The organism is Streptomyces sp. NPDC051664 (assembly GCF_044453545.1).
Taxonomy (GTDB): domain Bacteria; phylum Actinomycetota; class Actinomycetes; order Streptomycetales; family Streptomycetaceae; genus Streptomyces.
In genome coordinates this window covers 251,190-264,924 of sequence record NZ_JBITCU010000011.1, presented here as the reverse complement: position 1 = coordinate 264,924, position 13,735 = coordinate 251,190, and the positions used below count along the sequence as shown (strand labels likewise).

Below are 13,735 nucleotides of genomic sequence, written 5' to 3'. Positions count from 1 at the left end.
GGTTACATTCCGAACCCGGAAGCTAAGCCTTTCAGCGCCGATGGTACTGCAGGGGGGACCCTGTGGGAGAGTAGGACGCCGCCGAACAATTATTCCGGGAAAGCCCCGCACCTCTGGTGCGGGGCTTTCCTGCGTTTACGGGCCGACTGCTACCCCCGTGCATCTGCCGGCGGTGGCTGCGGGTAGGGTCAGGGGGCATCATTGGCACGTTCTTTCACAGGAGGCCCCCGGGTGGAGGTCCAGGAGACTCGGGTTCAGACGGACCGGGTCCTCACCATCCCCAACATCCTCAGCATGGCTCGCCTTGTCGGGGTACCGCTCTTCCTGTGGCTGATTCTTCGCCCCGAGTTCGGCGGACCGAAGAGCGATGGCTGGGCGCTGCTGGTACTGATGTTCAGCGGGATCAGCGACTACCTCGACGGTAAGCTCGCCCGCCGGTGGAACCAGATCAGCAGCCTCGGTCGACTCCTGGATCCGGCTGCCGACCGGCTGTACATCCTTTCGACCCTCGTCGGACTGACTTGGCGTGAGATCCTTCCGCTCTGGCTCACCGCGGCACTCCTGGCACGTGAGCTGATGCTTCTCGTCATGGTGGGAATCCTCCGGCGCCACGGCTATCCGCCGCCCCAGGTGAACTTCCTGGGGAAGGCGGCTACCTTCAACCTGATGTACGCCTTCCCCTTGTTGCTGCTCAGTGACGCAAGTGGTTGGCTTGGTTCGCTGGCCGCCATTTTCGGATGGGCGTTCGCAGGATGGGGTACAACGCTCTATTGGTGGGCAGGAATCCTCTACGTGGTTCAGGTCCGCCGGCTCGTCAAGGCGGATGTAGTAGCCGATTGAGCTCGTTTGATGCGGTGCCGCGCAGTGTGGCCGGTCCGCGGTGAAGTCTCAGGTGTTGCCCTGACGGGTGAAGTCGGCTAGACCGTCGTCTCTTCAAGGAGGACGTTTCCGACATGAAGGCCGTTGTGATGGCTGGTGGTGAAGGCACCCGCCTTCGCCCCATGACCTCGAGCATGCCCAAGCCTCTCCTGCCTGTCGCCAATCGGCCGATCATGGAGCATGTGCTGCGGCTGCTCAAGCGGCATGGGCTCAATGAGACCGTCGTGACCGTCCAGTTTCTCGCCTCTCTCGTCAAGAACTACTTCGGAGACGGCGAAGAGCTCGGGATGGAGCTCACTTATGCCAACGAGGAGAAACCTCTAGGTACTGCGGGGAGCGTGAAGAACGCCGAGGAGGCGTTGAAGGACGACACCTTCCTCGTCATTTCCGGTGATGCGCTCACCGACTTCGACCTCACCGATCTCATCGCCTTCCACAAGGAAAAGGGTGGGCTCGTCACGGTGTGCCTGACCCGGGTTCCCAATCCACTGGAATTCGGAATCACGATTGTCGACGAGGGCGGCCAGGTCGAGCGTTTCCTGGAGAAGCCCACCTGGGGTCAGGTCTTCTCGGACACGGTCAACACGGGCATCTATGTGATGGAGCCCGAGGTCTTCGACTACGTCGAGGCCGATGTCTCGGTGGACTGGTCCGGTGATGTCTTCCCTCAGCTCATGAAGGAAGGCAAGCCGATCTACGGCTATGTCGCCGAGGGCTACTGGGAGGACGTGGGCACGCACGAGAGCTATGTGAAGGCCCAGGCCGACGTTCTGGAGCGCAAGGTCGACGTCGAGATCGACGGTTTCGAGATCTCGCCCGGTGTATGGGTCGCGGAGGGCGCCGAAGTGCATCCCGACGCGGTGCTGCGGGGGCCCGTGTACATCGGGGACTACGCAAAGATCGAGGCCGGGGCCGAGCTTCGTGAGCACACGGTCGTCGGTTCGAACGTCGTGGTCAAGACGGGTGCGTTCCTGCACCGGGCAGTGATCCACGACAACGTCTATATCGGTCAGCACTGCAATTTGCGCGGATGCGTGGTCGGCAAGAACACCGACATCATGCGGGCGGCTCGCATCGAGGACGGTGCGGTCATCGGGGACGAGTGCCTGGTCGGTGAGGAATCGATCATTCAGGGCAATGTCCGGGTCTACCCCTTCAAGACCATCGAGGCCGGCGCCTTTGTCAATACGTCGGTGATCTGGGAGTCGCGCGGGCAGGCTCATCTCTTCGGCGCCCGCGGTGTCTCGGGAATTCTGAACGTGGAAATCACGCCGGAACTCGCTGTGCGGCTGGCCGGTGCGTACGCCACCACCCTCAAGAAGGGTTCGACCGTCACCACCGCCCGCGACCACTCCCGAGGCGCCCGTGCGCTGAAGCGAGCGGTCATCTCGGCGTTGCAGGCCAGCGCCATCGACGTACGGGACCTGGAGAACGTACCGCTGCCGGTCGCGCGTCAGCAGACCGCCCGGGGCAGCGCCGGTGGGATCATGATCCGCACCTCGCCCGGAGTGCCCGACTCGGTGGACATCATGTTCTTCGACGAGCGAGGAGCGGACCTGTCCCAGGCGCGCCAGCGCAAGCTGGACCGGGTCTACGCACGCCAGGAGTACCGACGTGCCTTCCCGGGAGAGATCGGCGACCTGCACTTCCCGTCCAGCGTCTTCGACTCGTACACCGGATCGCTGCTGCGCAACGTGGACACCACAGGGATCGCCGCCGCAGGGCTCAAGGTCGTCGTGGACGCGTCCAACGGCAGTGCCGGGCTCGTGCTCCCCAGTCTGCTCGGGCGGCTCGGCGTGGACGCGCTGACGATCAACCCCGGTCTCGACGAATCGCGGCCCACCGAGTCCGCCGACACCCGGCGGTCCGGGCTGGTGCGGCTCGGGGAGATCGTGTCCTCGGCGCGGGCCGCGTTCGGCGTGCGTTTCGACCCGGTCGGCGAGCGGCTCTCCCTGGTCGACGAGCGCGGCCGGATCGTGGAGGACGACCGGGCCCTGCTGGTGTTGCTCGACCTGGTGGCCGCCGAGCGGCGCAGCGGGCGCGTGGCGCTGCCGGTGACGACGACGCGAGTCGCCGAACAGGTGGCCGCCTACCACGGCACACAGGTGGAGTGGACGACGACGTCGCCCGACGATCTGACGCGCGTGGGACGGCAGGAAGGCACCATCTTCGGTGGAGACGGGCGCGGCGGCTTCATCGTCCCCGAATTCAGCAGCGTCTTCGACGGCTCGGCCGCCTTCGTACGGCTCATCGGGCTCGTCGCGAGGACGCAGCTCACGCTCAGCCAGATCGACGCCCGCATCCCCCGTGCCCATGTCCTGCGCCGCGATCTGGCCACGCCGTGGGCCGTCAAGGGGCTGGTCATGCGTCGTGTGGTGGAGGCCGCCGGGGACCGGGATGTCGACACCACCGACGGTGTGCGGGTCGTCGAGGCGGACGGTCGTTGGGTGATGGTGCTTCCGGACCCGGCCGAGGCCGTCACCCATTTGTGGGCGGAGGGCCCCGACGACGCATCGGCGCAGGCGCTGCTCGACGAATGGTCGACGGTCGTGGACAGCGCAGGTCACTGACGTTTTCCAGGGTGCGTCGGGAGGTGCTGTGCAGCGCCCCCCGACGCATCGGTGGGGCCATTCGGCGGCAGCTGTTGCGACGTGCGACGATGTGCGGCATGTCGCAGCAGCCCCCCGATCGGAGTAAGGCCTCACCCTCCGCGCGCCCCGACGCGTCCATGTCGCTGCTGACCAATGTGATGGACCACAGCCTGGACGACGGTTACGCCGAGGCCACCGCGCGCCGCAAGGCCGACGGGAGCGCGGGCATGCCCCGTACGCTGAAGGCGAAGCTGGCCCTTGCGGCGGGTCTTGTGCTCGCTGCTCTGGTGGTCACCCTCGGCGCCGCGGAGGCGCGCGTCTCGGCGCCTGTCCTTGCCAAGGAGCGCGAGGAGCTCATCGACCGTATCGATGCCGAGACATCGGCGGCCGACAGTCTCGAGTCCCAGGTGGACAAGTTGCGGGGCGACGTGAGCGAGCGTCAACGTAAAGCGTTGGAAAAGCATGGCGGGGACCAGGGCGAGCTGGTGGCGCTGCTCTCCGGGGCGACCGCGGTGCAGGGGCCCGGTGTGAAGCTCGTCGTCGACGACGCGAAGGACACCGATCAGGGCGGTGGCGGACCACGGGAGACCAGCGGTTTCGCGGATACGGGGCGGGTGCGCGACCGGGACCTGCAGCGGGTCGTCAACGGTATGTGGCAGTCCGGGGCGGAAGCGATCGCCATCAACGGGCAGCGGCTGACAGCCCTGTCGGCCATCCGTGCCGCGGGCGACGCCATACTGGTCGACAACAGACCGCTCGTGCCGCCGTACACGGTGCTTGCGGTGGGGGACGGGAAGCGGCTCAGTACCGCGTTCCAGGACAGTGCCGACGGTCAGTATCTGCAGGCGCTGAAGGACACGTTCTCCATCAGGACCAGCATCTCCGTCCAGGAGCAGGTGCGTCTCCCGGCCGCTCCGAGCCTGATCGTACGAACAGCAGAGCCGAAGGCCGCAGACACCGGCAGTGGTGCGGCAGACACAGGGAAGGGCACATCGTGATCGCCGTACTGGGCCTCGTCGTGGGAGTCGTGGTCGGACTGTTGGTCCGGCCCGAGGTGCCGGCGGTGGTCGAGCCCTATCTTCCGATCGCTGTCGTGGCTGCGCTGGACGCAGTCTTCGGCGGTCTGCGGGCCATGCTCGACGGCATCTTCGTCGACAAGGTCTTCGTGGTGTCGTTCCTCTCGAACGTCGTCGTGGCCGCCCTGATCGTGTTCCTGGGCGACAAGCTGGGCGTGGGGGCCCAGCTCTCCACCGGTGTGGTGGTCGTGCTCGGTATCCGGATCTTCTCCAACGCCGCGGCGATCCGCCGGCACGTCTTCCGGGCCTGAAGCCGATGAGCGACGAAGAATTTCCCCGTGACACCGAGCGCACCGGTGAGCCGCCGGCCGGCGCCCCCGAGGAGCTCACCGGGCGCCGGCGGCTGATCGCCGCCGTGTGGCCGCCCCGGGTGACCCGGGCTCAACTCATCGTGGCGCTGCTGCTGTTCGTCCTCGGCCTGGGGCTGGCGATCCAGGTGCGGTCGAACAGCGACAACAGCGCACTGCGCGGCGCACGCCAGGAGGACCTGGTCCGTATCCTCGATGAACTCGACGACCGTACACAGCGTCTTGAAGACGAGAAGCAGCGTCTGGACGATCAGCGAACGGAGCTCGAGAACAGCTCGGACCAGGCCGAGGAAGCGCGTAAGCAGACAGTGGAAAAGGAGCGGCAACTCGGTATCCTCGCGGGCACCGTGGCGGCGCACGGGCCCGGGATCACGCTGACGATCAACGACCCGGGCGGCGCGGTTGAGCCGGACATGCTGCTCGACGCACTCCAGGAGCTGCGTGCGGCCGGTGCCGAGGCGATCGAGGTCAACGGGGTGAGGGTGGTTGCCAATACGTACTTCTCCGGTGACGGCGGTGACATCAAGGTCGACGACCGCCACATCTCCGCGCCGTACGTCTTCGAGGTCATCGGCAAGCCGCAGGACCTGGAGCCGGCGCTGAACATCCCCGGCGGGGTCGTGCAGACGCTGGAAAAGGAGCAGGCCACCGTGCATGTGGCACAGGCCGACGACATCGTGGTCGATGCCTTGCGAGCGGCGAAGCGGCCTGACTACGCTCGGTCGTCCTCCCGGTGATGCCGCCGGGCACGGGGGTCGAAGGACACAGGCACGAGGTTGCGGGGGGTCGCCGCATCGTAATGGTGACGCGTGGTGGAAACTGTCGAGTGACTACGGACGTTGTGAAGATGTCCGGGTCGGCAGGTGTGTTCATTCAGGGTTCGTCCTGCCCCACGGGCGGGTCTATTTCGGTCAAGGGGAATCGCCCGTGAAGTTGTTTGGGAAGTTGTTCGGCAAGAGCGCACGCGATGAAGCTGCCCGCCATCGCGCACCGCGCCATGCCCAAGCCGAGGAGCAGGGCACGGAGCGCCCGCTCTTCCGCGACGAGGTGGCGGGTGCGAGCGGTGACATTTCGGGTGGTTCCGGCGCGTCGTCTGTTGACCCTGCCGGTGCGGGCCGCATAGGTTTCGGAGATCCATCGACCTCGAGTACGGGTGGAGGGTTTGCGTCCATGCCGGTCTGTACGAGGTGCGGTCATCGCAACGCCGAGGCCAGTCGTTTCTGCTCCAACTGTGGTGCGCCGCTGAGGGGTGGTGCTCCGTCCGAGCGCCCCTCGGAGACGACCTCGACCATTTCCATCTCCGGTCTCGAGGCGTACGAGGCGGAGGCTACGGGTCAGACGTCCGTGCCGTCCCTCTCTCCCGAGGCACAGGCCGCCGTCGACGCCCTGCCGCTCGGCTCGGCGCTCCTGGTGGTGCGCCGCGGTCCGAACTCCGGCAGCCGCTTCCTGCTGGACAGTGAGCTGACCACGGCCGGCCGCCACCCGCAGAGCGACATCTTCCTCGACGACGTGACGGTCTCGCGTCGCCATGTGGAGTTCCGCCGGAGCCCCGACGGCAGCTTCACGGTCGAGGACGTCGGCAGTCTCAATGGCACGTACGTCAATCGTGAGCGCATCGACTCCGTCGCGCTGTCCAACGGCGACGAGGTGCAGATCGGGAAGTACCGGCTGGTCTTCTACGCGAGCCAGCGGGGCATCTGACCCGTCAGGGAAGGTCCATGCTGAGAACACCGACGGGCGGTGCCGGTCACGGCACCGCCACCGCCGACGACCGTGCGATGAGTATCGGCGCGGTGCTCCTGCAGCTGCGGGACGAATTTCCCGAAGTCACCATCTCCAAGATTCGTTTTCTGGAGGCCGAGGGGCTCGTCGAGCCGCAGCGGACGCCTTCCGGATACCGGAAGTTCCGGCCCGACGACGTCGAGCGGCTGGCGCAGGTGCTGCGGATGCAGCGGGACCACTATCTCCCGCTGAAAGTCATCCGGGAGCACTTGGACGCCCTCGCCCGCGGTGAACAGGCGTCCCTGCCGTCCGCGGGCGGGCAGCGGGACCTGACCGACGGTTCCAGCGACGCCGGGTCCGGGAGGGCGACCGCGGCGCGGATCGGGCGCGCGGAGCTGCTGGCAGCCGCCGAGGTCATCGAGAGCGAGCTCGAGGAGTGGGAGGCGTACGGTCTTGTCGCTCCGACGGCGGAAGGCGGCTACGACGCCGAGACGGTGACCGTGGCCAAACTTGTGGCGGATCTGGGTCGATTCGGTCTCGAACCGCGTCATCTGCGGGCCATGCGAGGGGCTGCGGAGCGCGAGGCCGGGCTGATCGAGCAGGTGGTCGCTCCCCTGCGCCGGCACCGGAATCCGCAGACCAGAGCACATGCGGAGGCCACGGCGAAGGAGCTCGCGGAGCTGTCCGTACGGCTTCATTCGGCCTTCGTGCAGACCGCTCTGCGGATCCGACTCCACTGATCACGGGGGAGCCCGACTACCCAAACCTGCCGAGCACGTCCTAGGGTTGCTGTGTGAACGAGCTCGACGTTGTGGGTGTCCGGGTGGAAATGCCCTCCAACCAACCGATCGTGCTCCTGCGTGAAGTGGGAGGCGACCGGTACCTCCCCATTTGGATCGGTCCTGGTGAGGCGACCGCGATCGCCTTCGCCCAGCAGGGCATGGCTCCGGCCAGGCCGCTGACCCATGATCTCTTCAAGGATGTGCTCGAGGCCCTCGGCCAGGAGCTCACCGAGGTCCGCATCACGGACCTCAGGGAAGGGGTCTTCTACGCGGAGCTGGTCTTCGCCGGCGGGGTCGAGGTGAGTGCGCGTCCGTCCGACGCCATAGCGCTCGCGCTGCGCACCGGCACGCCGATCTACGGCAGTGACGGGGTGCTCGACGACGCGGGTATCGCCATCCCGGACGAGCAGGAGGACGAGGTCGAGAAGTTCCGGGAGTTCCTCGACCAGATCTCACCGGAGGATTTCGGTACCAACAGCCAGTGACCGTCCTGCGGAGGTGCCGCCAGCGCATCCGGCAAGCCATTCCCCGGAATGGGACACGGGAAACCACCCTCAGGGTGATTATCACCCGGCGTGCCGAGTGTGGCGATCGTTGACGCACCCCGAGTGACTGCCTACCTTCGAGATGGCAGGTCAAGGACGGAGGTCGGCGTGAGAAACAGCGGCGACGGTACGGCAGCGGGTGGGCCGTATCTGCAGCATGGAAGTACAGCCGGCCACTCCATCAGGCAACCGGTTCAACCGGCGGCGATGGCAGGGGACGGCGCGGCAGTGGCCGGCGACATCGGATATCGCGGGCCGACGGCGTGCGCGGCGGCAGGGATCACCTATCGGCAGCTCGACTACTGGGCGCGCACGGGGCTCGTCGAGCCGAGCGTGCGTCCCGCCTACGGATCGGGCACGCAGCGCCTCTACAGCTTCAGGGACGTCGTCCTGCTGAAGATCGTGAAGCGCTTCCTGGACACCGGTGTGGCGCTGCAGAACATCCGCACCACGGTCCAGCATCTGCGCGCCCGGGGGTTCCAGGATCTGGAGCGGATGACACTCATGAGCGACGGCGCGACGGTCTACGAGTGCTCCTCGCCCGACGAGGTCGTGGATCTGCTCCAGGGGGGCCAGGGGGTCTTCGGCATCGCCGTCGGCGTGGTGTGGCAGGACGTCGACGCCGCACTGTCTCAGCTGCACGGTGAGCGGGTGGACACCGGCGAGACGTTGGTCGGCAACAACCCCGCCGACGAGCTTGCCCGGCGGCGCAACCGCGCTGTCTGACCGCGTGTGGATCCGGGGTGCGGCGATTGTCAGTGCCGTAGGGCAGCATCGATTGATGTGAGAGCCGCACCCACCATCCTCCATCTCGACATGGATGCCTTCTACGCCTCTGCGGAGCAGGCGGCGAAGCCCAGCCTGCGCGGCAAGCCGGTCGTGGTGGGCGGGCTGGGGCCGCGCGGGGTCGTCGCCACCGCGTCGTACGAGGCCCGGCGGTTCGGGGTGCACTCGGCGATGCCGACGGCCCAGGCCCGGCGCCTGGCACCCAACGCCGCCTACCTGGTGCCACGCTTCATGCTGTACCGGACGGTGAGCGACCAGGTGATGGAGCTGCTCGGGCGGCTCTCACCGCTGGTGGAGCCGCTCAGCCTGGACGAGGCCTTTGTCGATCTGGAGGCCGGCGGGGTGGCCGACGACTCGGCCTCGGCGCGGGCCGTCGGTGAACAGTTGCGGGACGCCATCAGAGCGGTCACCGGCCTCACCGGCTCGGTGGGCCTCGCGGGCTCGAAGATGCTGGCCAAGATCGCCTCGGAGGAGGCCAAGCCGAACGGGCTGCTGCTCATCGAGCCGGGCGCCGAGCGCGAGCTGCTCGCGCCCATGTCCGTGCGGATCCTGCCCGGCGTCGGACCGGCCACCGGGGATCACCTGCGACGCGCCGGGATGACCACGGTCGACGATCTGGCCGAGGCGGGGGAGGCGGAGCTCGTACGGCTGCTCGGCAAGGCCCATGGCGTCTCACTGCACCGCATGGCCCTCGGGTACGACAACCGCCCCGTCGTCGCGGAGCGCGACGCGAAGTCGGTCTCGGTCGAGGACACCTTCGACATGGACCTGCACGACCGGGTCCGGGTCAGGACGGAGGTCGACCGGCTGGCAGACCGGTGTGTCCAGCGGCTGCGGTCCGCGGAGCGGTCGGGACGGACCGTGGTGCTGAAGGTCCGCAGGTACGACTTCTCGACGCTCACGCGGTCCGAGACGTTGCGAGGGCCCACGGACGACCCCGCGGTGGTCAGAGAGGCGGCCGCGCGGCTCCTGGAGGCCGTGGACACCACCGGAGGCGTACGGCTCCTCGGTGTGGGTGTCACGGGGCTCGCCGACTACACCCAGGAAGATCTCTTCGCACAGGCGGCCGGTGAGCGGGCCGCGCCCGACGCCCTGGCCGCCGAGGACCTGGGCCCTGGCGAGCACGGGGACGAGTCGGCGGCCGGTGCACCGGAGCAGGAGACCCCCGAGCAGCTCGCGGCCCGGCGCTGGCCCGCCGGGCACGACGTACGCCATGACACCTATGGTCACGGGTGGGTGCAGGGCAGCGGGGTGGGCCGGGTGACGGTGCGGTTCGAGGAACCCGAGTCGCCGCCCGGCCGGGTGCGAACGTTCCGTATCGACGATCCGGAGCTGTGGCCCGCGGATCCGCTGCCACTGGTGCGTGACCCCGTGGACTACTCGTCCTGGCCGGCCAGCCTGCCGAAGTCGCGGTCCGGTCCCGGCTCCTCGGGCGGCGAGTCCAGACCGTAGTGCCGGTAGAGCTGAAGCTCCTGTTCCGGCGAGAGATGGCGGCCCACGCCGAAGTCGGGTGCGTCCTTGATCAGTGCACGGTCGAACGGGATGCGGAGCGAATCCTCGACGAATTCGCTGGGCTCCAGCGGGACGAAGGCGTCCCTGCTGAACAGTCCGGTACGTACGGCGGCCCACTCGGGGACACCGGTCGCGTCGTCGAGATACACCTCGTCGATGGTGCCTATCTTGGTGCCCTTGCGGTCGAACGCCTTGCGGCCGATCAGGCTCCGCGGATCGATGTCGGTCTGCACGGTCCCTCCCATTGGTCGCGGCTACTCCACAGGCACTACGAAAGTGCAGATCCGGGGCTTCGGCCACTCGAGACTTCTGAGACGAACCCCGCTGGTAGGCTGGCTATGGCTGCTGACCCCGTGCGGGAGAGTCCTCCGGAGCAGATCCGGCAGGCGCCGAAGGAGCAAATCCTCCCCGGAATCTCTCAGGCCCCCGTACCGCACGGACGAGGTCACTCTGGAAAGCAGGGCGGGTTTCGTGGCGGCGGACGCCGGGACGGATCCCTTCCTCACCGACGGTGAAAGTCGGTACGCCGCAGGGCGGACCGGTGAAGCTCTCAGGTTGAGATGACAGAGGGGGAGGCCGTCCGGGCACCCGCGCCGCGGTGCCCCTCGCAGGTCGTGACAGACCAGGAGGCCTCCACCATGACCCCCCGTCGCACTCCGCTCTCCCAGCTGGAGCAGGGCATCCCCTTCGAACATCGCCACATCGGACCCGATGCCGAGGCGCAGGCGAAGATGCTCGCCCAGGTCGGTTACGGCTCGCTCGACGACCTGACCGCGGCCGCGGTGCCCGATGTCATCAAGAGCGCGGAGGCGCTGCAGCTGCCGACGGCCCGCACCGAGGCCGAGGTCCTGGCCGAGCTGCGCTCCCTCGCCGACCGCAACCAGGTCCTCGCCCCGATGATCGGGCTCGGCTACTACGGCACCTTCACACCGCCGGTGATCCTTCGCAACGTCATGGAGAACCCCGCCTGGTACACGGCCTACACGCCGTACCAGCCGGAGATCTCGCAGGGCCGTCTCGAGGCCCTCCTCAACTTCCAGACGATGGTCGCCGAGCTGAGCGGGCTGCCCACCTCCGGCGCCTCGCTGCTCGACGAGGGCACTGCGGCCGCCGAGGCCATGGCGCTCGCACGGCGCGTCGGCAAGGTCAAGAACGGCGTCTTCCTGGTCGACGCGGACACCCTGCCGCAGACCATCGCCGTGATACAGACCCGCGCCGAGCCGACCGGTGTCGAGGTGGTCGTCGCCGACCTCAGCGAGGGCATCCCCGCCGACATCGCGGAGGGCGGTGTGTTCGGCGTGCTGCTCCAGTACCCGGGAGCCTCCGGCGCCGTCCGGGACATCAAGCCCGTCATCGAGCAGGCCCATGAGCTCGGCGCCATCGTCACCGTCGCCGCCGACCTGCTGGCCCTGACCCTCCTCACCTCGCCCGGCGACCTCGGCGCGGACATCGCCGTCGGCACCACGCAGCGCTTCGGTGTGCCGATGGGCTTCGGCGGACCGCACGCGGGCTTCATGGCCGTGCGCGAGAAGTTCGCCCGCAGCCTGCCCGGCCGCCTCGTCGGTGTCTCCGTCGACGCGGACGGCAACAAGGCGTACCGCCTCGCCCTGCAGACCCGCGAGCAGCACATCCGCCGCGAGAAGGCCACCAGCAACATCTGTACCGCGCAGGTGCTGCTCGCCGTCATGGCCGGGATGTACGCCGTCTACCACGGCCCCGACGGACTGCGGACGATCGCGCGGCGCACGCACCGCTACGCCGCGATCCTGGCCGAGGGCCTGCGGGCCGCCTCCGTCGACGTCGAGACCGACGCCTACTTCGACACCCTCACCGTGCGCGTCCCCGGCAGGGCGGCCGAGGTCGTCGCCGACGCCCGTGAGCGCGGTGTCAACCTGCGGTTCGTCGACGCCGACCTGGTCTCCCTCGCCTGCGACGAGACCACCAACCGTGCGCAGATCGCCGCCGTGTGGGCCGCCTTCGGTACCGACGGCGACATCGAGGCGCTGGACGGCGCGGCCGTCGACGCGCTGCCCGAGTCCCTGCTGCGCAACGATGCTTTCCTCACCCACCCGGTCTTCCACCAGCACCGGTCCGAGACCGCGATGCTCCGCTACCTGCGCAAGCTCGCCGACCGCGACTACGCGCTGGACCGCGGCATGATTCCGCTCGGCTCCTGCACCATGAAGCTGAACGCGACCACCGAGATGGAGTCCATCACCTGGCCGGAATTCGGTGCGCTCCACCCGTTCGCGCCGGCCGAGCAGGCGGAGGGCTTCCTCACGCTGATCCGTGAGCTGGAGGAGCGGCTCGCCGAGGTCACCGGATACGACGCGGTCTCCATTCAGCCGAACGCGGGCTCGCAGGGCGAGTTCGCGGGCCTGCTGGCCGTGCGCGCGTACCACCGGGCCAACGGCGACGACCAGCGGACCGTCTGCCTCATCCCGTCCTCCGCGCACGGCACCAACGCCGCGAGCGCCGTGATGGCGGGCATGAAGGTCGTCGTGGTGAAGACCGCCGACGACGGCGAGATCGACGTCGCGGACCTCCGCGCCAAGATCCAGCAGTACCGCGACGAGCTGGCCGTGCTCATGATCACGTACCCGTCGACGCACGGTGTGTTCGAGGAGCACGTCGCCGACATCTGCGCCGAGGTGCACGACGCGGGCGGTCAGGTGTACGTCGACGGCGCCAACCTCAACGCGCTCGTCGGCCTCGCCAAGCCGGGCCGGTTCGGCGGCGATGTCTCGCACCTGAACCTGCACAAGACGTTCTGCATCCCGCACGGCGGCGGCGGCCCGGGCGTCGGCCCGGTCGGCGTCCGCGCGCACCTCGCGCCGTACCTCCCGAACCACCCGCTGCAGCCTGCCGCGGGTCCCGAGACCGGTGTCGGACCGATCTCGGCCGCCCCGTGGGGCTCGGCCGGTATTCTGCCGATCTCGTGGGCGTACGTACGTCTGATGGGTGGCGAGGGCCTGAAGCGTGCGACGCAGGTCGCCGTACTCGCCGCCAACTACATCGCCAAGCGTCTGGAACCGCACTACCCGATCCTGTACACCGGCCCGGCCGGACTCGTCGCGCACGAGTGCATCGTGGATCTGCGGCCGATCTCCAAGGAGACCGGTGTCAGTGTCGACGACATCGCCAAGCGCCTGGTCGACTACGGGTTCCACGCGCCGACCATGTCCTTCCCGGTGGCCGGGACGCTGATGATCGAGCCGACCGAGAGTGAGGACCTTGCCGAGCTCGACCGGTTCTGCGACACGATGATCGCCATTCGCCACGAGGTCGAGAAGGTCGCCTCCGGCGAGTGGAGCGCGGACGACAACCCGCTCACCAACGCCCCGCACACGGCCGCCATGCTCGGCGGGGAGTGGAAGCACGCCTACAGCCGTGAGGAGGCCGTCTTCCCGGCCGGAGTCTCGGCCGCCGACAAGTACTGGCCGCCGGTGCGCCGGATCGACGGTGCGTTCGGTGACCGTAACCTCGTCTGCTCCTGCCCGCCGCTGGACGAGTACGACAACTGACCCACCCCTC

The 13,735-nt window shown here is 68.2% G+C and carries 12 protein-coding genes, 1 rRNA gene and 1 riboswitch; of the genes, 12 read left to right on the top strand and 1 reads right to left on the bottom strand.

Annotated elements, in window-relative coordinates; translation table 11 throughout:
• The 11 genes from rrf to ACIA8E_RS22380 form a co-directional block, all read left to right on the top strand.
• Positions 1-87: ribosomal RNA gene (gene rrf, locus ACIA8E_RS22430) — 5S ribosomal RNA — on the top strand; the annotation flags it as partial.
• Between the two features lie 144 nt (positions 88-231).
• Positions 232-840: a CDP-alcohol phosphatidyltransferase family protein gene (locus tag ACIA8E_RS22425; protein ID WP_030921569.1), complete on the top strand. Its 609-nt coding sequence runs from the start codon at positions 232-234 to the stop codon at positions 838-840.
• A 113-nt stretch (positions 841-953) separates the two neighbouring features.
• Positions 954-3,449 (top strand): mannose-1-phosphate guanyltransferase, encoded by a 2,496-nt coding sequence (locus tag ACIA8E_RS22420; RefSeq protein ID WP_030979522.1) that lies wholly within the window; start codon positions 954-956, stop codon positions 3,447-3,449.
• Positions 3,450-3,547: 98 nt separating this feature from the next.
• Complete coding sequence (locus tag ACIA8E_RS22415) at positions 3,548-4,468, top strand: DUF881 domain-containing protein (protein WP_399300931.1); 921 nt, start codon at positions 3,548-3,550, stop codon at positions 4,466-4,468.
• The gene (locus ACIA8E_RS22410) at positions 4,465-4,797 is read left to right on the top strand and encodes a small basic family protein (RefSeq protein ID WP_003970459.1); all 333 of its coding nucleotides are present in this window, start codon (positions 4,465-4,467) and stop codon (positions 4,795-4,797) included. Before ACIA8E_RS22415 ends, ACIA8E_RS22410 begins: the two co-directional genes overlap by 4 nt.
• Positions 4,798-4,802: 5 nt before the next feature.
• Entirely contained in the window at positions 4,803-5,591 is a 789-nt protein-coding gene (locus ACIA8E_RS22405) for a DUF881 domain-containing protein (protein ID WP_399300929.1), read from the top strand.
• A 190-nt stretch (positions 5,592-5,781) separates the two neighbouring features.
• Positions 5,782-6,555: an FHA domain-containing protein gene (locus tag ACIA8E_RS22400; RefSeq protein WP_399300927.1), complete on the top strand. Its 774-nt coding sequence runs from the start codon at positions 5,782-5,784 to the stop codon at positions 6,553-6,555.
• Between the two features lie 17 nt (positions 6,556-6,572).
• A complete protein-coding gene (locus ACIA8E_RS22395; RefSeq protein WP_399300925.1) occupies positions 6,573-7,316 on the top strand; it encodes a MerR family transcriptional regulator in 744 nt (247 codons plus the stop codon).
• A gap of 53 nt (positions 7,317-7,369) precedes the next feature.
• Complete coding sequence (locus ACIA8E_RS22390; RefSeq protein ID WP_030921587.1) at positions 7,370-7,843, top strand: bifunctional nuclease family protein; 474 nt, start codon at positions 7,370-7,372, stop codon at positions 7,841-7,843.
• 168 nt (positions 7,844-8,011) lie between these two features.
• Complete coding sequence (locus ACIA8E_RS22385) at positions 8,012-8,629, top strand: MerR family transcriptional regulator (RefSeq protein ID WP_399300923.1); 618 nt, start codon at positions 8,012-8,014, stop codon at positions 8,627-8,629.
• A 57-nt stretch (positions 8,630-8,686) separates the two neighbouring features.
• Positions 8,687-10,141: a DNA polymerase IV gene (locus ACIA8E_RS22380; RefSeq protein ID WP_399300921.1), complete on the top strand. Its 1,455-nt coding sequence runs from the start codon at positions 8,687-8,689 to the stop codon at positions 10,139-10,141.
• On the opposite strand, the gene ACIA8E_RS22375 is transcribed toward ACIA8E_RS22380, so the two are convergent.
• Entirely contained in the window at positions 10,066-10,446 is a 381-nt protein-coding gene (locus tag ACIA8E_RS22375) for a PRC-barrel domain-containing protein (RefSeq protein ID WP_030921596.1), read from the bottom strand. The genes ACIA8E_RS22380 and ACIA8E_RS22375 overlap by 76 nt on opposite strands.
• A 101-nt stretch (positions 10,447-10,547) precedes the next feature.
• Positions 10,548-10,645, top strand: a riboswitch (glycine riboswitch).
• A gap of 194 nt (positions 10,646-10,839) precedes the next feature.
• Here ACIA8E_RS22375 and gcvP point away from each other — a divergent pair.
• Positions 10,840-13,725: an aminomethyl-transferring glycine dehydrogenase gene (gene gcvP, locus ACIA8E_RS22370; protein ID WP_399300919.1), complete on the top strand. Its 2,886-nt coding sequence runs from the start codon at positions 10,840-10,842 to the stop codon at positions 13,723-13,725.
• Positions 13,726-13,735: the final 10 nt, after the last annotated feature.